This window comes from Pedococcus sp. P5_B7, from assembly GCF_054049895.1.
This window is the reverse complement of the sequence record NZ_JBFULM010000002.1, coordinates 705,084-724,754: the sequence shown is the minus strand read 5'-3', so window position 1 is coordinate 724,754 and position 19,671 is coordinate 705,084. Positions and strand designations below refer to the sequence as shown.

At 67.6% G+C, this 19,671-nt stretch carries 14 protein-coding genes and 1 pseudogene; 3 read left to right on the top strand and 12 right to left on the bottom strand.

The window, feature by feature from the left end:
• Positions 1–649: 649 nt before the first annotated feature.
• The 4 genes from ACXJKD_RS06275 to ACXJKD_RS06260 form a co-directional block, all read right to left on the bottom strand.
• On the bottom strand, positions 650–1,303 hold the full coding sequence (locus ACXJKD_RS06275) for a hypothetical protein (protein WP_457253609.1): 654 nt from the start codon (positions 1,301–1,303) through the stop codon (positions 650–652).
• An 875-nt stretch (positions 1,304–2,178) separates the two neighbouring features.
• Positions 2,179–2,487, bottom strand: coding sequence for a hypothetical protein (locus ACXJKD_RS06270; RefSeq protein WP_457253608.1), 309 nt, complete (start codon positions 2,485–2,487; stop codon positions 2,179–2,181).
• Positions 2,488–3,574: 1,087 nt separating this feature from the next.
• On the bottom strand, positions 3,575–5,215 hold the full coding sequence (locus ACXJKD_RS06265; RefSeq protein ID WP_457253606.1) for a recombinase family protein: 1,641 nt from the start codon (positions 5,213–5,215) through the stop codon (positions 3,575–3,577).
• 46 nt (positions 5,216–5,261) lie between these two features.
• A complete protein-coding gene (locus ACXJKD_RS06260) occupies positions 5,262–5,567 on the bottom strand; it encodes a hypothetical protein (protein WP_457253605.1) in 306 nt (101 codons plus the stop codon).
• 438 nt (positions 5,568–6,005) lie between these two features.
• On the opposite strand from ACXJKD_RS06260, the gene ACXJKD_RS06255 reads away from it, so the two are divergent.
• Positions 6,006–8,012: a serine/threonine protein kinase gene (locus ACXJKD_RS06255; RefSeq protein ID WP_457253604.1), complete on the top strand. Its 2,007-nt coding sequence runs from the start codon at positions 6,006–6,008 to the stop codon at positions 8,010–8,012.
• A 55-nt stretch (positions 8,013–8,067) separates the two neighbouring features.
• Here the strand turns inward: ACXJKD_RS06255 and ACXJKD_RS06250 are convergent, their stop codons facing one another.
• Both ACXJKD_RS06250 and ACXJKD_RS06245 read right to left on the bottom strand, forming a co-directional pair.
• A complete protein-coding gene (locus ACXJKD_RS06250) occupies positions 8,068–8,760 on the bottom strand; it encodes a hypothetical protein (protein ID WP_457253602.1) in 693 nt (230 codons plus the stop codon).
• A gap of 587 nt (positions 8,761–9,347) precedes the next feature.
• Positions 9,348–10,337, bottom strand: coding sequence for a DUF6454 family protein (locus tag ACXJKD_RS06245; protein WP_457253601.1), 990 nt, complete (start codon positions 10,335–10,337; stop codon positions 9,348–9,350).
• Positions 10,338–10,593: 256 nt separating this feature from the next.
• Here ACXJKD_RS06245 and ACXJKD_RS06240 point away from each other — a divergent pair, with 256 nt between their 5' ends.
• Positions 10,594–11,664 carry a glycerophosphodiester phosphodiesterase family protein gene (locus tag ACXJKD_RS06240; RefSeq protein ID WP_457253600.1) on the top strand — a complete coding sequence of 357 codons (1,071 nt, stop codon included), beginning with the start codon at positions 10,594–10,596 and terminating at the stop codon, positions 11,662–11,664.
• 68 nt (positions 11,665–11,732) lie between these two features.
• Here ACXJKD_RS06240 and ACXJKD_RS06235 read toward each other — a convergent pair whose 3' ends face one another.
• The 5 genes from ACXJKD_RS06235 to ACXJKD_RS06215 form a co-directional block, all read right to left on the bottom strand.
• Entirely contained in the window at positions 11,733–12,086 is a 354-nt protein-coding gene (locus ACXJKD_RS06235; protein ID WP_457253599.1) for a cupin domain-containing protein, read from the bottom strand.
• Positions 12,087–12,140: 54 nt separating this feature from the next.
• On the bottom strand, positions 12,141–12,437 hold the full coding sequence (locus tag ACXJKD_RS06230) for a DUF3303 domain-containing protein (protein WP_457253598.1): 297 nt from the start codon (positions 12,435–12,437) through the stop codon (positions 12,141–12,143).
• Between the two features lie 169 nt (positions 12,438–12,606).
• On the bottom strand, positions 12,607–13,725 hold the full coding sequence (gene mraY, locus ACXJKD_RS06225) for a phospho-N-acetylmuramoyl-pentapeptide-transferase (RefSeq protein WP_457254167.1): 1,119 nt from the start codon (positions 13,723–13,725) through the stop codon (positions 12,607–12,609).
• A 259-nt stretch (positions 13,726–13,984) separates the two neighbouring features.
• Entirely contained in the window at positions 13,985–15,145 is a 1,161-nt protein-coding gene (locus tag ACXJKD_RS06220; RefSeq protein WP_457253597.1) for a hypothetical protein, read from the bottom strand.
• Positions 15,146–15,378: 233 nt separating this feature from the next.
• Complete coding sequence (locus ACXJKD_RS06215) at positions 15,379–16,242, bottom strand: cation diffusion facilitator family transporter (RefSeq protein WP_457253596.1); 864 nt, start codon at positions 16,240–16,242, stop codon at positions 15,379–15,381.
• A 100-nt stretch (positions 16,243–16,342) separates the two neighbouring features.
• On the opposite strand from ACXJKD_RS06215, the pseudogene ACXJKD_RS06210 reads away from it, so the two are divergent.
• Positions 16,343–18,721, top strand: a pseudogene (locus ACXJKD_RS06210) (SNF2-related protein); the annotation flags it as partial.
• Between the two features lie 383 nt (positions 18,722–19,104).
• Here the strand turns inward: ACXJKD_RS06210 and ACXJKD_RS06205 are convergent.
• Positions 19,105–19,563 carry a hypothetical protein gene (locus tag ACXJKD_RS06205; RefSeq protein ID WP_457253595.1) on the bottom strand — a complete coding sequence of 153 codons (459 nt, stop codon included), beginning with the start codon at positions 19,561–19,563 and terminating at the stop codon, positions 19,105–19,107.
• Positions 19,564–19,671: the final 108 nt, after the last annotated feature.

Genomic DNA, 19,671 nt, shown 5'->3' with positions numbered 1-19,671 from the left:
TGACCAACACGTCCGTCCTCGTCCGTCTCGAACGCGCTCAGCTTGATCAAGCGCAGGCCGCGGCTCGTGTACTGAGCGGCATAGTCGCTGAGCGGGCCGTCACGGTCGGGCACCCAAACCGCGAGTTTCATGACGGCACGCATCTCCCCAACGGTGTCCCTCATGAGATCAGGGTATGGCCCGAGGCGGTCCCGGGTGACACTGCTGGTCCGCCAAAGGCCAGCTGTCGTTCCTGATCGTCGGTACTGCATCTGTGGCAAGAAGGGCGACCGGCAAAGTAGACATGGCGACCCTCTAGGCGTTCCTACTAGCCGGCGTGCTCGCCGCCTCGTGCACCTTCCGACGTCACTCGGGCCAGGTACGGCTAGGAGGCGCCCTGACGGGCGACGCTCAAGTCTTGAGGGTCGCGTGCAGACCGGAGTCGTCGGCATCGCGCACCAGCTGTGGTGCGTTCCTTGCGGCTGCAACGAGGGTGTGGAAAGGACGGGGAACCGTTCCTTGCCCACCCACATGCTGACGGGGGCGTTGTGCCTGGCCGGACTGGCATCTCAGGATCGGCCCGGATGACCACTGGAGGACCCGGGTCCGCAAGGTCTTCTATCTGGACACGGCCAGTTGCCGCCCAACGATGTCGACGCCCAAACACCTACTACGCCAGCCGAACCGAGGGGCATCGGTCGAGGACAAACTCAGCCAGGTACTGGTTCCCGACCACGCCGTGAAGGATGACAGTCCGTTGCCTTGCGCCGGCCTCGAGGTGTGCGACAAGACTGCTGAGGTCGCTGAACATTGGACGTTCGGGAAGGTACACGTGCAGCGCAGAGCACGTAAGGAAGACCGACTCCTCGAACCAGGCGTCGGACCGTGTGTCCTCGAGTGCTACGCCACACGGGTTGAGCGTTGGGCCGAGGGCAGAGACTCGACCCAGGGCAATGCTACGGAGATTGTCATCCCCTTCCTCGCGGACCCAGTAGACGTCGGCATAGTGCCTCGTGAAGATCTTCCAAGCATGCGCACCCCCCGACGGCGACTCTGAACCAGACAGATCGGCGAGTGAAAAACCATCATCGGGACCTGACAGAGTCAGTGTGCCGGCGCTCGTCTCCAGCCGAAGGAACTTCGCTGACCCGTGCTTGCACCAGTTGTCAGCCAACTCTTGCAGCAACATGCGAATGAGTTCGCCTTCGGCCCGCTCTGCGCTCGCTAAGAAGCAGGTGTCCTCAAGGAACTCTTCAATCTGCTTTCGTTTTGGGCCCGTAAAGGGCGCCGCGATTGCGGTCAGATGGTCGAAGACAGCTTGCATCCCCATTGTCGACAACTCCGTCGGGCGACCCTGGCCAGTTCTGGCCGCTTCTTCCGCATGACCCTTCCAGCCACGAAGGAGCTCGACGGTGTGGCGAGATTCATCGTTGTCGACCGACCGACCGTGTGTACCGCAAAGCCAAATGCCGTTCGCTGCCGCGCGCCGTTCCGCGCTGGTGAGGCCGGCATCCCACCGCGGGCCCCCACGCGAGGCTGCAGTGATGTGGGCGGCCGCCCCTACCTCGGACACGCCACTCGCTCGAGTCTCAGAGGGGCCAACTGTGGGTGCCCGACAGGACGGCATGGAGCACCTGAAAGCCACCCTCTTGGCCAACTGCAGCTTGACTTCAGGCGGGAAGTCATCTCGATTCACCGCTTGACCCCCTTTGATGAGCTTGCGACAGCTACGCAACCGGTCGACTCTGGGATGGTTTCATGAGTCATAGGGATGGGGGCGAAAAGAAGAAGCCATCCTATTGGCGCTTCCCGGACGACGATCCACTCCAGACCTCCCTACCGACCCTTCCTCCAAGTGCCATGACGGACCCAGAGGCGTATCCATTCGGATCAGGTTCGGGCAGTTCCAAGACCACTTCGAAGACGCGTGGCTTGTGCTCGAGCAGGACCTGCCCACAGTTGCAAACTCGATGCTCTGCGGCGTGGATCGCGTCGGCCAACACGGCAGTCGCCCAAACCATGCGACGGCCGTCGCAACCACAATCACAGCCGGGAGTCGGCTCGCCCGCAGCGTTCCTCGTGCAGGGCGCAACGATGCCGCCGGACACCAGGGAGTCGCCAGAAAGGTAGGGGTGCTTTGTCCCGTGGTAGAGCGTCATGAGCAGAGACTGCACCGCCGTGGCTGATCAAGCGAAGTTTTCAGCCGATTTCCATGTCCCAGAGGGCCTTGGCGAGGACAACGATCGAGATCCCGAGGAGTAACAGCCAGCTGACCAACACCGTCTGGACGTGGCGTATGCCCTCGGCGATCTCTTGGTCCCTCCATGATCGCAACATGCGACGGGTCATCCAACGACGCCACCACCAGCGCTGCTCTGACACGAGCTCGTCCTCGGTGTTCCACCACGCCATCGCGGCGTGGTTCGTGCGGCCGACCTCCTTTGCCGAAGTCTTGGTCTGCAGGAACGTGGCCACCAAGGCGGCTGCAGCGATGATCACGGAGTACATGGACGACATGGTTCCTCACGCCCCTGACAGCCTCGCCAAGGTGCATGATCGTCCGGTGCCCTTCACCGAAGCCGAGTTGCTCGGGGCGGTCGCTGCCTGCGATGCGGACCTTGAAGCATGGCGGGAGCGCGTGCGATCTCTTCCAGAACTTCGACCAAGATGTGCACTGGCGATTGACGACGAAGCTTGGTCGTATCACCCGCTGAGCTCGGTGGCCTGGTCTTCGCTGTGCAGCGCGGTCGACCATTTGAGGACAGTGCGAGCCCAGGTGGAGCAGGTCGACATCCACCCCTTCGCCACGTTCTCTCTCACCCGAGGCGCCTTGCTCAGTGCAGCCCAGGCAGTCTGGAGCCTTGGTCCGGAGGATCCGCTGCTGCGACAAGCCCGTGGTGTCGCACTGGCAAACGAGTACTACGTCAACTGGCAGGAGTGGGCCGGCGGCATCGGCTCGCAGGCATCCCATTCCGACCGCGAGTCCCTCGCGAGGGTCCGAGTTGTCACAAGGATGCGCCTCCTGGGGCTGGAGCTTGTGCGTGGCACGCTGCCGGCCGTCGGCCGGCGGAGTCGGAGTTCGACTGCCATTGTCAAAGCCGCCGCCGCTCTGGCCTTTCCCTCTGACCGGGCCAAGCAAGAGACCATTGAGGCTCACTGGCGATCGTCGTCCAGCGATGCACACGGCCTAGGGTGGGGTGCTCTTACAAGGCGTCCTCGGCTCGCAGGGTCATCCGGGAATCTAGGCAAGTTCGAACTGGGCGGCGACTTGGAGTCGGTTGTCGAGCATTTCAAGGCGGCATACCTGCTCACAAACTGGGCCTGGAGCCGGTGGGACGCACTTACGCAGGATGCGGCATCGGTGGCAGCTGAGGGCAATGCCGCCGACCGGGGACCTGCGACCGCCACGGATTCCGCCCAGAGTGGGGCACCTGGCCGCCCCTCTCGGAGCTTGGACGTGGAGATGTCGAGGGCCTTAGGGGGCGCGAGATTCGAACCAAAGTAAGCCTTCGTGACGGCAAACAGTTATGGGCGTCGGGTCGAAGGGCGACAAGTTTGAGCAGGTGGCGGCTGGGGGCCGCGAAGCAGACTCGGGTTAGGCCGCGGTCGATTCAGTGGTTCGCCAGCTCACTCGTACCCGGGACTCGTCAAATCTCTTACCCTTGCGTGGCCTCCAGTCGCGGTCGACGGGGCGAATGACGATCTCATCGATGAGTTCAAGGAGTACGGTTCGCTTTTCCTGCCGGCTGAGCCCGGTGAGAGCCGGGATGATGTTCGAGCCATCTGGTGCGAGTGCTGGAGGTAGGGCTCGTTGGGCATGCATCGTGAGTCGACGGTGCGCTTCTCGCGCCTTGTCGAGCTCAGCAAGCAATGACGCCTTGACGGCGGCATACCTGCGTTCCCCGTCGTGATCCTCGTAGGCACCCTTCGCCTTCTCGAGGTCCTGCCGGTTCAGCGCCTGCTGGAGTCCGGCGATCGTGTTGAGGATGGGCGTTTCATCGACCTCCTCAGGCCGGAGACTGCCGACGATGGGTTCGAGAAGCGCTGGGTGGGCGAGAAGTTCAGCAGTCTGGGCTTCGATCAGTTCATCTGTCCGAGGTGCTGACACGGCATTGCCGGTGCAGCCGGATGTCGCGGCAGCAGTGCGCCAGCAGGCATACGAACCGCCCCACTTGTTGCGCATGAACATCATGCCGCTGCCGCACCGTCCGCAGCGGAGGAGGCCGCGGAGGAGGCTATCGGTCGCGGCTCGCCGCTTCTTCATCCCGTTACTCAGCCGCGATTTGAGCAGCTCCCAGGTCTGCTGGTCGAGCACGGGCTCGTGCAACTGAAGGGGGACGCCCATGTCGTCGCGTACCAGTTCGCCGCGAAACGTGGCGTACCCGGCGACGCGCGGGTTCCGCAGGACACCCGCCATCGCCGGGATGCTCCACGACTCGGCCTTGACGCCCTTGATCCCGCGGTCGGTCCAGTCGAGGATGACCTGTCGCATCGACTCGCCGGCAACGACGCGTGCGGCTGCCTCGCGAACGAGCCCAGCAGGGGAGTGGCCGGCGTAGCGGGCGCACGGCGTCTCGTCGGGCCGAAGCCGCTTGATCGGTTCCTTGCGGCGCGGCACAGGGGAGGGAACCTCGAACAGTTCCATGCCGAAGACCGGTGCTGACATGGTGGCCCCGAACTTTGCGAGATATTCGTGGGCAGCAACAACACGGGCGGACGTCTTCTCGATTTCCTTCTGAGCTTGGTCGGCTGCGAACTCGATCGCGTACTTCATCGGTCCGAACAGCGTCAGGTGTGGCTCGAGGTGGCTGTACAGCTCACAGCTGTGGGTACTCATGATGTTGATGGCGATGCTGGACTCACGGGTGTTGCGGAATGCGCGGGAGAACTCCCAGATGACCACTCCGTCGTACTGACGCTCCTTGACCTTTCCGAGGAGCTCTTCCATACCTGGACGGAAGACGTCCCCCTTCGCCGAGAGGTCGTAGTCCTCGTAGTAGTCGACTTCGGGGTCATACTTGCCGTTGAGCTTGGTTCGGACGACCTCCTCAAGGACCTCAAGCTGACGGTCCATGGACACGGACGTTTTGGTCTCCATAGAGAGGCGTGCGTAGATGCTGATCCGGGGGCATTCCCGGTTCGGCTCTTCGATGCGGAACGACTCGCCCTTCTTGGGAAGGAGGATGGAGCTGGCTCGTTGTCGTTCCCGCTGGGCGCGAGTCATGGCTGTGCTCATGCGCAGGGACCGTCCGTGCGCATCGCGATATGGCAAGGACGTCCGGTCAGCCTTCGTCCCCACGCCACAGTGCGGCCAATCTCCGACCCTTCGAAGTTTCCATGGCGATGACGGCGTCCTCCAACGCCGCCCGTTGCCGCCGGAGAGCACGGCTGGGCCGCACGAGAAACCACTCGCCGCGGTTGGAGAAGACGACGCCGTCCTCGGGGACACTGCGACGGAACCCCCCCGAACATGGCGTCAGGCCAAAGCAGTCCTTCTCCGGCATCGCTGGCTCCTTTGCCGCCGGCGCCCGCCGGAGCATCGACGGCGGGTAGAGGCAGTCCTGAGTGTTGGGCGTCATCGTGGTCATGCTCGGGACCGTCCGTCGTCGGCTTGAGACGGCCACCAGGATGTGTCATCCAACTTGGTCATCAGGCGCTTGGGCCCATCCTTCTCGAAGTTGCCGGCGTAATGAGCGTTCTAGGATTTGCCCGATCAAGCGCCTCTCACTGTGGTTGAGGCTCTTGGCCACTCGGGCAGCGGACGATGCGGACGATGGCTTGGAGTTGGACATGCGCGAACCGGGCACAGCCTTCCCGTGGCGGTCAGCCGGGGTTTGGGTTTGACGTTCTGCCATCCGCCCACATTACGCTTTCAGCGAAGTAGGCGAAAGGTCCGTTGTCTGTCGGCGCGCAATGACCAGCGCTTTCGTGCCCCGACGCGTACTATTCGTGCCTCGGGAGGACCGCGGCGTTGGTGTGGCGGGCGGCATGAGGGGTCAGGGGACGACGTGCCTGCGAATAGGACAGTGCTGGAGCGCGTCGCGCAGGAAGTTGCTGCCGGTGCGATGGTGGAGCACTTGGGTACTGGCGGTTTCGCGAGCACGTTCAAGGTGTCGGGTGACTGGGGCACATATGCCCTGAAGGTCGTCGATGCAGACCGTTCGGACGAGGCCCGCGTGCAGCGTGAACTAGACGCGTTGCGGCGGGTGTCGCACCCGAACGTGGTGGCGTACCGCGACAGCGGTACGGTCGAGTTCGAAGGCACCGAGTACAGGTGGCTGTCCATGGACTTCGTGCAGGGCCGACCCCTGACCGCGGTGTTGGCCGAGGGTGAGTCATTCAGTCCGTTGGCGGCGGTCGAACTGTTACTGCAGGCGGTTCGTGGTGCGGCAGCCCTCTGGGACGCCGGAACCGCTCACCGGGACCTGTCGCCGAACAATCTGCTCATCACCTCTGCAAACGACGTCGTCGTGGTCGACCTGGGGTTGGCCCGTCACCTCGACGACGAGACCATCACCAACCTGCCCACTCCCGGAACGCCCGGCTGGATGTCGCCGGAGCAGGTGGGCCCGACGCCGACGCACGGTGACTGGCGTTCGGACCAGTTCGTCCTGGGTCTCATCGCATACCGATTGCTGACCGGGACCTCGCCGTTCACGGGGTCAGTGGTGGCGAGGTGGCAGGGGCCCGCCACGCAGACGCTACGAAGCCCGCGTGATGTTGCTCCGACGATTCCCGCAATCGTGGCCGACATCGTTGTGAAGATGACCGCCAAGGCGCCGCATCGCAGGTATTTGCGTTCTGGGACCCTTCTGGCTGACCTCGAGCGTGCCCAAGCCGCCCTGGCGGCCGTCGAGTCCCCGGGCCCGGACGATCGGCCTCCCTTGTTCATCGTCGCCATCGGCGACCTGAAGACGTACGCGACTTTGCCGGGATTCATGGACGAGCTGGCGCCTGATGCGGTTATCGTCGACGCCAGGGCGAGGTCCAGAACGCGGGAGATGCTGGACCTAACTCCGCCCGGTGCTCTACGGCTCATAGATCCCTTCACATACCTCTCGCGGTCACCGCAGCCGTATCGGCCGGCGTACTACAGGGGGTTGGCGTACGGCGACGGTCCCGCGCTGCAGGTGTTCCCCACTGCGGACGCTCGCCGTGACTATGTCCGGCAGGTAACGCTCGAGCAGGTCCAGTACGAGGCAACGGCGGTGCTGGCACCGTACTTCTACGCCAGCCTTGGCGAACTGGACTGGGTGAAGCAGAGTTTGGAATGCGCGGTGGTAACCCGGGAGGTTCTTGCTGAGCTGGCGCCCGAGCGGGCAGGCGAAGTTGAGCCGGTGTGGACCACGGTCGCCGTCACTGCATCATGGCTCAGCGACGAACGTCACCGCGACAACCTGCTTGGGTTGATCACTGGTCATGACATCGAGACCTTGCACCTGCTGGTGTCCACAACGCAGCCTTCGTTCGCGCCGCTGCGAGACGCCGCCACCTTGGAAGGGCTTGGTGATGTTCTCGCGGTCATGCGGGAAGCACAGGTGCCCGTCGTGCTGGGTCGTCGCGGTCCGGAAGGGTTGCTGGGCGTCGCACTCGGCGCAGCCGGATGGACGGTTGGGGTCCGGGCCACGCAGCAGAACATGAGTCCCCACCCTGATGCGGATAACAACGGAGGGCGAGGCTACGACCGGGTGTACGTTCCGCAGCTGTTGAACACGTTGTCGGCGCCGACGTACCAGACATTCTCGGAGTCTGTTGATGGCATCAAGTTGGACACCGAACCAGGCCGCGCCCTGCAAGAGGCGAATCCGACCATGGAACAACTGACGTCAGAGCAAGGGGACTGGCTGCGTCATCACAACCTCCTCGCCATGAGAGCGCAGGCAACTGAGCTTGCAAGACAACCTTCGGCGAACCGCAGGCAGCTTCTCCTGTCGTGGGTGTCGTCTGCCCGTCGCCTGTACTCGCTTGCCCCACCGCCAGGTATGGAGGGTGAGTCAGGCACGTTCCTCGACGCTTGGCGGGCCGTTCTGTAACCCCTCGTTCATCCCTCCGCCACCCCACGAGGACCTGACAACGGGGCGGGCAAGTTCACGCCGTTACTGGGCTACCAGCCGGTCTGGGTGACGGTGACTGCAGCGCTGAAAGGGTGCGCTCACCCGCCCAACGCCGACGCGCAGGCTGCAGTGGGGCACGTGCGGCCGTACCGACGACCTCGTCGACAACGCCGGTCACGGCGACGGCCAGAACGCCGACACCGACCCGGCGCGCCTCGCGGATCAGCAGCTCCCCAACTCGTTCGTACGGCATGGCCACGTAGCTGCGTTCGGCGAAGATGCGGTAGCGGACGGCCTGTGCCAACGCTCGGCGCCAGTTGCTCAACTTCAGTTCCACTGCCACGAGGTCAGCGAACGGGTCCGTGACCTGCAGACCGGATAAGTAGGTTCGGTCCTTACCGCGGGCTCCTTCCCGCAGCAGGCCAGCCTCGACCAGGGGCCGCACCGCCCGAACGTGCAGGGACCGCCATCCGTGCGGAGCCAGCTCCCGCAGATCTGATTCCGTCCGGGTCACGCGACACGCTTCCAGAACGAGCAGCTGCATCTGGTCGTTCACGGCGCGACGGTCGCGAGTAGTGCTGCCGTCGGCGCGTCGGGCGGCAACGAGGTCGGCGACACCCCATCCGGCGTCGAGTTCGTGGACGACAGCGCGGGGGCCGTCGAAAGTCTCCAGCCAGTGTTGGACCGGCGCCGCCAGTTGCACCTCTGCGGTGAAGGGGTGTGCCATGCGGGAGACGGTGCTGGCGGGGCGACTCGCAACAACAGTCATCGTCTCCCCTTGCTGGCCGGCTACTTCCGCTCCGACGCACCCTAACCCACCCTTTGGGGTGGGGTGCGCGGAACCGGCTACGGTCCAGCCCGGCAACGGACAGACCGCGCGCCCTTGATGCGTCCTTGCCGGGGCGTCAGGTGCTCTGGGGCGAATCTGTTGCAAACGCGGCTGCTCCTGCGACAGGTAGATCAAGTTCACGAACGCCATTTTGAAGTGCTCGACCGACAGGGCCTGACACAGGGCTACGCTGACAGCGTAGTATGCACTCATGACGGCGCCAACGGGGCTACGGACGTCATCGCCAGGGAGAGTGTGCGGCAGGCCCGCATCATTCTCGGAGGCCATTGTGGTTCGCATCGTGGATTGGACCAGCAACATGGGGCATTGCCTGGTGCACCACCTGGGGAATGAGCGCGGGAGCCCGTGATGCACAAGCCAAGGTTCGCGGGTTCAAACGATCCCCCCGCTACCAACGCGTCACAGACAGAAGGCCCGGACCACTGGTCCGGGCCTTCTGGTGTAGCCGTCAACCTTGGACAGCATCAAGGGGTGACGGTTGCCTCGTAGGTGAGGATTTCGGTGCCGTTGGCCTCTTCGCCGTTGTCCGGGGCGACGCGCATCGTCAGGTGTTCGCCGTCCGCAGTCATCTTGAACGGGTTGCGCGTGGCCACGTGCCCGGCGCTCGACCACTTCTGGAACGGGATGTCTCGGGTGACCTGGTGGGTCCGCAGGTCGATCAGGGCCACTCCGCCGAGCTCGTACGTTGCCGCGGTCCCGCCAGCGGTCGGGGTCTGGGGAAGGTTCGTCACCCCAGCGCACAGCATCTTGGCGTCGGGGACGTACTGGCAGTCCTGGTAGTCGACGAAGAAGTTCGGGTTGTCCCACGTCTTCAGCTGCTTGCCGGCCAGGTTCCACTCGGCGAACCGCCGCGAGCCCCACGTGTTGCCGACGAGGTGGCCGGTGGTCTTGTCGAGGACGATGCCGCCGAAGTGGTCCGGTACCTCGAACTGTTTGTGGACCGCGAGGGAAGCCGCGTCGACGCGGTAGATGATGGCGCTGGAGTCGGGGCGGTACTGCGCGACGGGGACCCACACGTTGGTGCCATCGAAGTCGATGCCTCCCGGGTGGTACATGTCGCCCTCGCCGAGCTTGATGTCCTTCTGCAGGTTGCCCGCCTTGTCCATGACGAACAGGTGGCCGACGCCCTTGCCCGCGGGCCGGTCGTAGCCGCCCTGCGGGGTCGGGTACTTCACCGTGGGCTCGAGGATTTCGACCGACGACAGGAAGATGTGGTCGGGAGTGAAGGCGATGCCTTCGGTGTGGAACGTGGGGAAGTTGAGCTTGAGCTTGCTGGTCTGCTGCCAGTCCGTGTTCCGCGTGACCTTCCCGAAGTCGTCGGCGAGGGTCGTGTTCGTGGCGTGACGGGGTCGGGCGTCGGCTGCCTGAGCGGTTGCGCTGGCGACGGCTGCCCCGCTCAGGGCGACGGCGGCGGTGGCGCTCAAGGCGAGTGCTCGGGTGCGGGTGCGGTTCATGGGATGTCTCACTTTCGGGGGCGGCTTGCCCCTGCAGGGGTTCGTTTGACGCCTCGCGACGCTATGCAGCGCGGGTGAACGGCAGTGGGCGATCAGCGACCCATCGGCTGAACAGGCCCCGTTCCGGCGAGGCCGCCGGTGGGCCGCCCCGGTAGTCCCCCGCTGCTTCACGTGGACGTCATGCGCACGTCCCCTTTGGGGCGGTATGGGTGCCTACCGTTCGAGGCGTCCCACTCCCTTCCCCCCAGGAGTTCTCATGCACCTGCGAACAGGTTCCCTGCTCGCTGCCTTCGTCACGGTTGCGGCTGGTGCCGCTGGCGTCTCGCCCGCACGCGCCGCCGAGCCCGGCCCGGTCCTGCCCCAGAAGACCCACTTCGACCTGCAGGCGCACCGCGGCGGCATCGGCATGACCACCGAGGAGTCCCTCCAGGGTTTCGCCAAGGCGCTGCGGCTCGGCGTGACCACCCTCGAGCTCGACACCCAGGTCACCAGGGACGCCAAGGTCGTCGTCAACCACGACCGTCAGATCAGCGCCCAGAAGTGCCAGGACACCGCGCCGGTGACGCCCGGCGACCCGCAGTTCCCCTACGTGGGCAAGTACATCAAGGACCTGACCCTGGCCCAGATCAAGACCCTGGACTGCGGCTACCAGCAGCTGCCCGGCTTCCCCGAGCAGGAGCAGGTCAAGGGCTTCCGCATGGTCGAGCTGAAGGACGTGCTCGGCCTGGTGAAGGACTACCACGCCAACCAGGTCACCCTGAACATCGAGACCAAGGTCGAGGCCGGCGCACCGGAGCAGACCGCCCCGCGCGAGCAGTTCGTCCGGCGGGTCTACGAGGAGATCCACGCCTCGGGCATCGAGCGTCAGGTCACCATCCAGTCGTTCGACTGGGGCGCCCTCAAGACCATGCACACCCTCGCGCCGAGCTGGCCGCTGGTCGCCCTCAGCAACTACGACTTCCTGCAGGTCGGCAAGCCCGGCGCCTCACCGTGGCTGGGTGGCCTCGACGCCGACGACTTCGGTGGCGACTTCGTCAAGGCGGCTGACGCCATCGACGGCGTCACCGCGCTGTCGCCCAACTACGGCTTCCCGCAGAGCGGCAAGGTCGGCGACCCCGGCTTCCGCTTCTACCCCGACCGGCAGATGGTCTCCGAGGCCCACGCCCGTGGCCTCACGGTGATCCCGTGGACCTGCGACGACCCCGACACCGTGCGCGCGCTGATGGACCTCGGCGTCGACGGCATCATCACGAACTACCCGAACCGCGTCCGCGACATCATGGCCGAGCGCGGCATGCGCCTGCCAAAGGCATACCCCGCACCCTGACCCGGACAGTCACCCCGGCCACGGCCGGGGTGACTGCCAGGTGCGTCATGGCTCCCGGCACGGTCCGGCTACCTCGGCTTGGCGTAGGCCGCGACCCCGGTGTCGACGAGGACGCATGGCTCGTCGCCGACCGTCCAGGCGTCATGCCCGGGGTCGATGTCCATGACGTCACCCGGTCCGATCGCGAGCTCGCTGCCGTCCTCGAACCGGACCGTCATCTGCCCGGACAGGCACAGCCCCGTGTGGTGGGTCTGGCACGAGTCCGTGCCCGCGATCGGCTTGACGTCGTCGGACCAGCGCCAGCCCGGTTCGAACACGCCGCGGCCGAGGGTGAACCCGCCGAGCGTGACCACGTCCATGTGGCCGTGGTCCTTGAAGGGCCGGCGCTCGTGCGGGGCATCGATGTTCTGCTTGTCGGTCATGTTGACCTCTTCCTGGTGGTCGTGCTGTCTGCTGGGCGAAGTGACTGGCTTGCGTCAGCCGATCGTGGCCCGGAAGGCGATGCCCTCGCCCGCGATCCCGGCCGACTCCTCGATGGGGAGGATGGGTTTGGCCGTGAACCGCAGCCAGGGCGTGAACGCGCTCACGGACCGCGCGAGCGTTGCCGCACTGTCCACCTCGATCAGGGCGACGCCGCCGTCCCCGTCGGCGAAGCCGTAGAACGCCTGGAAGTCGGCGCCGGGTGGCGGCTTCCAGCCCTGGAACACCTCCAGGGCCCGGGCGCCGCCTGCTTCGCTGGCATCGGCCCACTCCCACACAACGTGCATCAACATGATCCGCAACCTCCACTTCGGGTCGGATCCGGGTGACGCCGGGGTGACGTCCCCGTTGCGGGCGTCGCAGCCCCTGCCACAGCTGACGTCGATCCCAGCGTCGTCCCGACCTCCACCCGAAACCACCGGCAAAAGTGTGAGGACCGTTGGCCCTGAGCCTCTCGGGCTGTTACCTGTTCTGGCCCGTGACCCACTCGGCGTAGAACAGCCCCAGCCCCGACACCACACAGATGCCGGCGATGATCCAGAAGCGGATGACGATGGTGATCTCGGCCCACCCGACCATCTCGAAGTGGTGGTGGATCGGTGCGATGCGGAAGACCCGTCTCCCGGTCAGCTTGAAGCTGGCGATCTGGATGACGACCGACATCGTGATCATCACGAAGAGACCGCCGAGGACGACCAGCAGGAGCTCGGTGCGCGTCAGGATCGCCAAGCCGGCCAGGGCGGCGCCGAGGGAGAGTGACCCGGTGTCGCCCATGATGATGCTGGCGGGGGAGGCGTTCCACCACAGGAACCCGAAGCAGGCCCCGGCGATGGCGCAGGCAACCACGGCGAGGTCGAGCCCGTCGCGCACGTCGTAGCAGCCGGGGCCGGGAGTGCTGGCGCACGCCTGGTTGTACTGCCACAGCGCGATGCCGCTGTAGGCGCCGAAGACCATGACCGACGCACCGGTGGCGAGCCCGTCGAGCCCGTCGGTGATGTTGACGCCGTTCGAGGCCCCGGCGATCAGCAGGTTGGCCCACAGGATGAACAGGACCAGCCCGAGCACGGGACCGGCGACAGCAAGGTCGACAGGGGTGTCCCGGATGAAGGAGATGGCGGTGGAGGCCGAAGCGCGCCCGGCACCGTCGGTCACGAGTAGCGCCAGCACCGCGAAGACCACCGTCACGAGGGTCTGGCCGGCGAGCTTCTGCTTCGACGTGAGCCCGAGGCTGCGCGCCTTCGAGATCTTCGTGTAGTCGTCGAGGAAGCCGACCAGGCCCATCCCGACCAGCAGGAAGAGCACGAGCAGTGCGCTCAGGGAGAGTCGACCCGGCGCGACCGCGATGGCGCCACTGGAGCTCACCGCGATGAGGAGCAGGTGGGAGACGAAGTACCCCACCACGGTGGCACCGATGATGACCGCGCCGCCCATCGTGGGCTTTCCCCGCTTGTAGTGGTGCTGGGTGAGGTCGTCCCGGATGAACTGGCCGTACTGACGCCGCACCAGGAACCGCGTGAAGAACGGGGTGCCCAGCAGCGACAGAGCCATCGAGATCCCGCCGGCGAGCAGGACGTTGACCATCAGCTTCCCTTCGTGTGCCACCGGCCGTGGCGGACTCGCCGTCCGGGCGGTCCTGCCGGATGGGGCAAGCCGTGACGCGTCCCCCGATGCGCCGCATGCCCTGCTGGTCAGCAAACCTAGGCGACCGGTCGAGCGTCGAAGGTCCCGACGCGCCCGCCGTGTCGCGACTGGTGCGTCACCCGGGCCGCAAGACCGTGGGTCCGGGACCACCACGTGCAACACGGCGCCGAGGTGAGGGGAGGGGAGGGGAAGGGAAGGGTCAGGCGGAGGGCAGGCGCTCGGCCAAGTACTCCAGCAAGGTCTCGAGGTGCTCTGCGTCCAGGGCGCCCGCACTGCGCACGAGCCCGGGGAGACCGGTCTTGCCGGTGACCAGGACACCCTCGACCTCGAGCTCCGCATCGGTCGGCACCGCCGCGTCGACGAAGCACATGACCCCGATCACCGGCACTGCGGACAGCTCGACCTCGTCGAGCAGCGCGCGCACGATCGCAACCCGCCCCTGGGTCGCTGTCACCGTCGAGGTCATGAGGCGTCCGCCGACGAGCAGCTCACGGGCCACCGGAGCCGGCTCGTCGACGGGACGCACCTCGATCGAGGCGTTCTTGGCGCGCACGACGTCGATGACGTACACGCCGCCGGCTCCCACAGCGAGGTGCGCGATGCGGCCGCGCCGACCCGGCATCCGCCGGTCGTGCAGCGACCGGACACCCGCGTCGGCCGCGGCGTCCAGGAGGGCGCGGGTGGCGCTGTCGGGGTTGCCGGTCACGCCCGGGTCCCGGCCGCGGGAGGCGCGCAGTGCCAACAGCCCGGCGGGCAGGAACGTGCGGCGTCGGTGCGACGGGCCGACGATCGCGACGGCCTCGTGCGACACGGCGATGACGTCGGGCGCGGGCGCAGGTGTTACTGGTGCGGCGGCGTCCGCGAGCGGAGCGGGAGCGGCCTGCGTTGCCTTAGGTGCCGCTGCGGGAACAGGGGACTCGACCGAGGGCGCAGGAACGACGACCTCGGCGACCTCGTCGGTCGGCGACGGCGGGGCGAACTGCACGACCACCGACGGCGCCGGGGGATCGACCGGACCCGGCGACACGGGCGCCGCGGGGGGCAGGTCGACCGTGATGCCCGCCGATCGCTGCCAGGCAGGAAGCGAGCTCGGGGCCGACGGCCCCCAGTCGGCGGGGATGACCACGGCGGCGGGCTCGGGCAGCTCGAGGGGCAGGTCGCGGTCGGCCCGGCCGGTCGCCGGCGCCTCGAAGTAGACGCTCGAGAGGTCCTCGGCAGGAGCCGTCGAGAACGCAGCGAGGCAGCTCAGGCACACGACGCGTCCGGGGTGGCGGGTCGAGCCCGCGCGTTCGCCTGCCGCAACGACTACTCCGCAACCGCACACTCCAGCCTCCTTCAGCCGAACGACCTCAGGCACCATGCCACCCACCCCCTACTGGGTTCGAGGTCGCCAATCTGACACCCGCCAGGGCGTGCAGAGCCGCGAAAGGGCGTGAAGGGGGCAGATGTGCCGAGCCCCCGGGTATACGTTCGGTGGAGTTCGGTCTGGACTCCGTCAGTTCGCCTGCGGGATCGGGCCCATCAGCGTAAAATCACGCGACGGCCGCGGAGAGGGCGCAGCGGGCTGTCCGGAAACCGGGTCGCGCAGGCCTGCTACCAGGTGACTTCCCTGCACCCGGTGTGCGTGTCGGGCTCCACCTGCAGGGTGGCGTGCTCGACCCCGAACTGCGACCGCATGACCTGCATGGCGCGGTCCAGCACCCCGTGGGCGTCCGCGCTCTCCGAGGTCACCAGGTGGGCGGTGGCGACGTTCATCCCGGACGTCAGCGTCCACACGTGCAGGTCGTGCACGTCGATGACCCCTTCGACCCCGGCGAGGGCGTGCGCCACCGTGTCGGCTTCCATGCCGGCAGGGGCGTGCTGGCCGAGGACGCCCAGGACCTCGCGACCCAGCAGCACGGCACGCACCGCGACGAAGGCTGCGATCGCGAGCGCGATGCCGGTGTCCCACCAGGCGCTGCCCGTGGCTGCCACCAGCACCCCGGCGACGATGACGCCGACGGATCCCAGGGTGTCGGCGACCACCTCGAGGTAGGCGCCCCTCACGTTGAGCGACTCGGCCGCCCCACCGCGCAGCAAGCTCAGGCAGACGACGTTGACGACCAGGCCGACGGCGCCGACGACGAGCATCGGGCCGGTGGCGACGTCGGGGGAGTCGCCGACCCGGCCGACTGCCTCGACGACGATGTAGACCGCCACGCCGAGCATGAGCAGGACCGCCAGCCCCGAGGCGAACACCTCGGCGCGGTAGGAGCCGAACGTGCGGCGCCCACTGCTGTCGGGCCGCGCTGCGATGCGGGTGGCGACGAGCGCGGCGCCCAGCGCGACCACGTCGGCCGCCATGTGTCCGGCGTCGCTCAGCAGGGCGAGCGACCCCGACACCAGCCCGGTGACGAGCTCGACGACGAAGAAGCCGGCGACCAGCACGAAGGCCGTCCGCAGCCGCCACCGGTGCATGGCCCCCGGGTGTCCGTGCGGGTGACTGCTCACTTGATCGCGGCCGCAGAGGTGGGGTCGGCTGCGTCGGGTCCGCTCTCGCAGCGCATGCGTCGATCCTATGTCAGCACCCGGGGACAGCCGGGTCGGCCGCGCTGCGCGGGGAGGGCGCGCTGGGTCGCGAGGCGCCGCGCTGGGCGGTGCGGTATGCCGGGTGGTGGCCACCCGGCATACCTCCGGCGCGCGGCTGCTGGCCTCGCCCGATGGCGCTCGCAGCACGGTGATGAGCGCGGCGTTCGCGGCGCAGGCGTGCGGCGCGGTACCATCGACGCGTACCGGCTCCCGGCCGTACCGCACTTCTGGCGCCGACTCGGTTCTCCGCCTGGCGGGCCCCGCGACCGTGGTTGTCGGTCGCGCCGTGGGCGCGCCGTCGGGGACGGCACGTCGATCAGTCCCAGCACCATGGGACGAGCAAGGAACGGCCGCTCGGCCGCTCCGCCCGGTGACCACACCGTCCGACGGGGTGGCCCGTCGTTCGCTCGGCCCGCACGTCGCGGGCATCCTTCAGGAGGAGTACTTGGCTCAGCGAGGCCAGCGCCAGTCCGGCGGTCAGCGCCCTGCCCAGCGCGCCCAGCGCCGCGGGCGTGCGCTCGACAACGAGGGCATCATCCCCGTGTTGGCCCGCGCCGTGCGCGAGGTGGAGACCGACGCCCAGCGCGGTCGGGTGAAGCCGTCCGGACGGGCCAAGTTCCAGGTCGTCGCCCTGCTCGTGCGCGAGGAGCGCGCGCGGGTCAAGGCCGACACCACCGTCACCGTGACCGAGCGCGACGGACAGCTCAAGCGGCTCGACGGCGTCGCCACGATCCTGGCCAAGACCGCTGCCCGCGACACCTCCCTGCTGGCCCTGTTGGCCGAGGACGCCGTCGTGAGCGACACCGCGGCGACGCTGCGACGGGACATGCTCCGCGCCGCCGGTCTCGAGGCCGAGCCCGAGGCGGTCGAGGAGGAGGCCCCCGAGGGAGCCACCCCTGGGCCCGAGCGCCGCGCCGTGCCCCAGTCGGTCGTCTCGCGCCAGCTCGCGAACCCGTTCCTGGCTCCCGACTTCAGTGCCGTCGCCCCCCGCAAGCCGACGACCGGACGGCTGGCCAGCTGGGAGCTGCTCGGCCCGCTGTTCCGGGCGTTCGAGTACGGCGGCGACTCCTCCTGCATGCCCCTGCCCGAACCCACCAGCGTCCTGCGCGGCGCCGGCCAGCTGCAGCTGATGCGCCACCAGGGCCAGGTCGTCGCGGCGGCGGCCGCGGGCCACCGCAGCTTCCTGCTCGCCGACGAGCCGGGTCTCGGCAAGACCGCCCAGGCCCTGCTGGCCGCGCGGGCAGCCGACGCCTACCCGCTGCTCGTCGTGGTCCCCAACGTGGTCAAGGCCAACTGGGCCCACGAGGCCGAGCTGTGGACTCCCGGCCACCCGGCCACGGTCATCCACGGCAACGGCGACACCATCGACGGCTTCGCCGACATCGTCGTCGTCAACTACGAGGTCCTCGACCGACACGTGGGGTGGCTGGGAGACCTCGGCTTCCGCGGCATGGTCGTCGACGAGGCCCACTTCATCAAGAACAAGACGTCGCAGCGCTCGCAGCACGTCCTGCAGCTGGCCGAGCGGATCCGCCAGCGCACCCCCAACCCGCTCCTCATGGCGCTGACGGGCACGCCGCTCATCAACGACATCGAGGACTTCAAGGCGATCTGGCAGTTCCTCGGCTGGATCGACGACAAGAAGCCGCGGCACGCCCTGATGGCATCCCTGGAGGAGACCGGCCTGACCCCGGCCGACTCGGGCTTCTACGCAGCAGCCCGCACCAGCGTCATCGAGCAGGGCATCGTCCGGCGGCGCAAGGTGGACGTCGCCGCCGACATCCCGGCCCGTCGGGTGGCCGACCTGCCGGTCGAGCTCGACGACGACGCGGGACGCTCCATCCGCGCCGCCGAGCAGGAGCTCGCGCGCCGACTCGTCAAGCGCTACCACGCAGCCATCGCGGCACGGACCGCCGCTCCGGACGTCGAGGGGATCGACCACGACCTCGTGCGTCGGGTCGCGACCTGGGAGCGCGAGGAGGGCAGCAAGGCCAAGTCGGGCGACAACGTCTTCACCGTCATGCGTCGCATCGGCCAGGCCAAGGCCGGTCTCGCCGCCGACTACGCGGGCCAGCTCGCCCGCAGCGTCGGCAAGGTCGTCTTCTTCGCCAAGCACATCGACGTCATGGACGTCGCCGAGGAGACCTTCGCCAAGCGCGGGGTCAAGTACTCCTCCATCCGGGGCGACCAGACCGCGAAGGTTCGCAAGGCCAACATCGACGCTTTCATCAACGACCCCGAGGTCGCCATCGTCGTCTGCTCGCTGACGGCGGCGGGCGTCGGGCTCAACCTCCAGGTCGCCTCCAACGTCGTGCTCGCCGAGCTGTCCTGGACTGCCGCCGAGCAGACGCAGGCCATCGACCGCGTCCACCGGATCGGTCAGTCGGAGCCGGTCACGGCGTGGCGGATCATCGCCGCGCAGACCATCGACGCCAAGATCGCCCAGCTCATCGACACCAAGGCCGGCCTGGCCGCTCGGGCGCTCGACGGCTCCGACGAGGAGGTCGGGTCGTCGGCCGACGTGCAGCTCGAGGCCCTGGTCGCGCTGCTCACCGATGCGCTCACCGAAGAGCTCGGGGCCGCCGACGACGGCCTCGACGCCCTCGACGACATTGCCCTCGCGGGCACCTCGAAGAAGCCGTCACCGGCGGTGGCGCCGACCGCGCCCGCCCCCGTGCTCGATCTCTTCTCGACCCCGGAGATGTCCGCCACGCAGTAGCCGTGGTCGTCGCCTCGGCTACCCGACGTGCCTCACCCGGGCCAGCGGTTCCGGGTCACCTGCCCGCCGATGACCGACGCGGTCATCACCACGGGTCCGTCGGGCAGCGGGTAGAGCTCGTACTCACCCTCGGTCACCGACGGGTAGACCAGCGAGTGCACGACGCCGTCACCATCGGGGCGGGCCACCACCCCCACGTGCGGGTATGCCGCGTGCGCGGGTGACGCAGCGTGGCCGGAGGTCCCCGCGTGGTCGTGGTCGTGCTCGAGGTAGTGGCCGTGCTCGTGGTGTTCGCGGTGGTGGTCGTGGCCGTCGGTGTGGAGGTGTCCCTGCGCCGTCGGCCCCGCGGCGGTCGCGCCGGCCGGGCGCAGCTCCACCTCCAGGCCGTCGGTCTCCGGTGGCATGACGACCACGAGGGCCCCCACGTCGCCACCGATGTCGAGAAGCACCGGTCCCTGACCGGCATACGGGTTCTCCATCGTTCCGCCCATGGCGGCCTCCTGGCTGTTCGTGTTCCGTTTGTTCGCGGTGTGCTCGGGTGGTCACCCGAGGAGGTCGTGACGGCGGCCGCTGGTGGACCGGGCCGCCGCCACGACGTG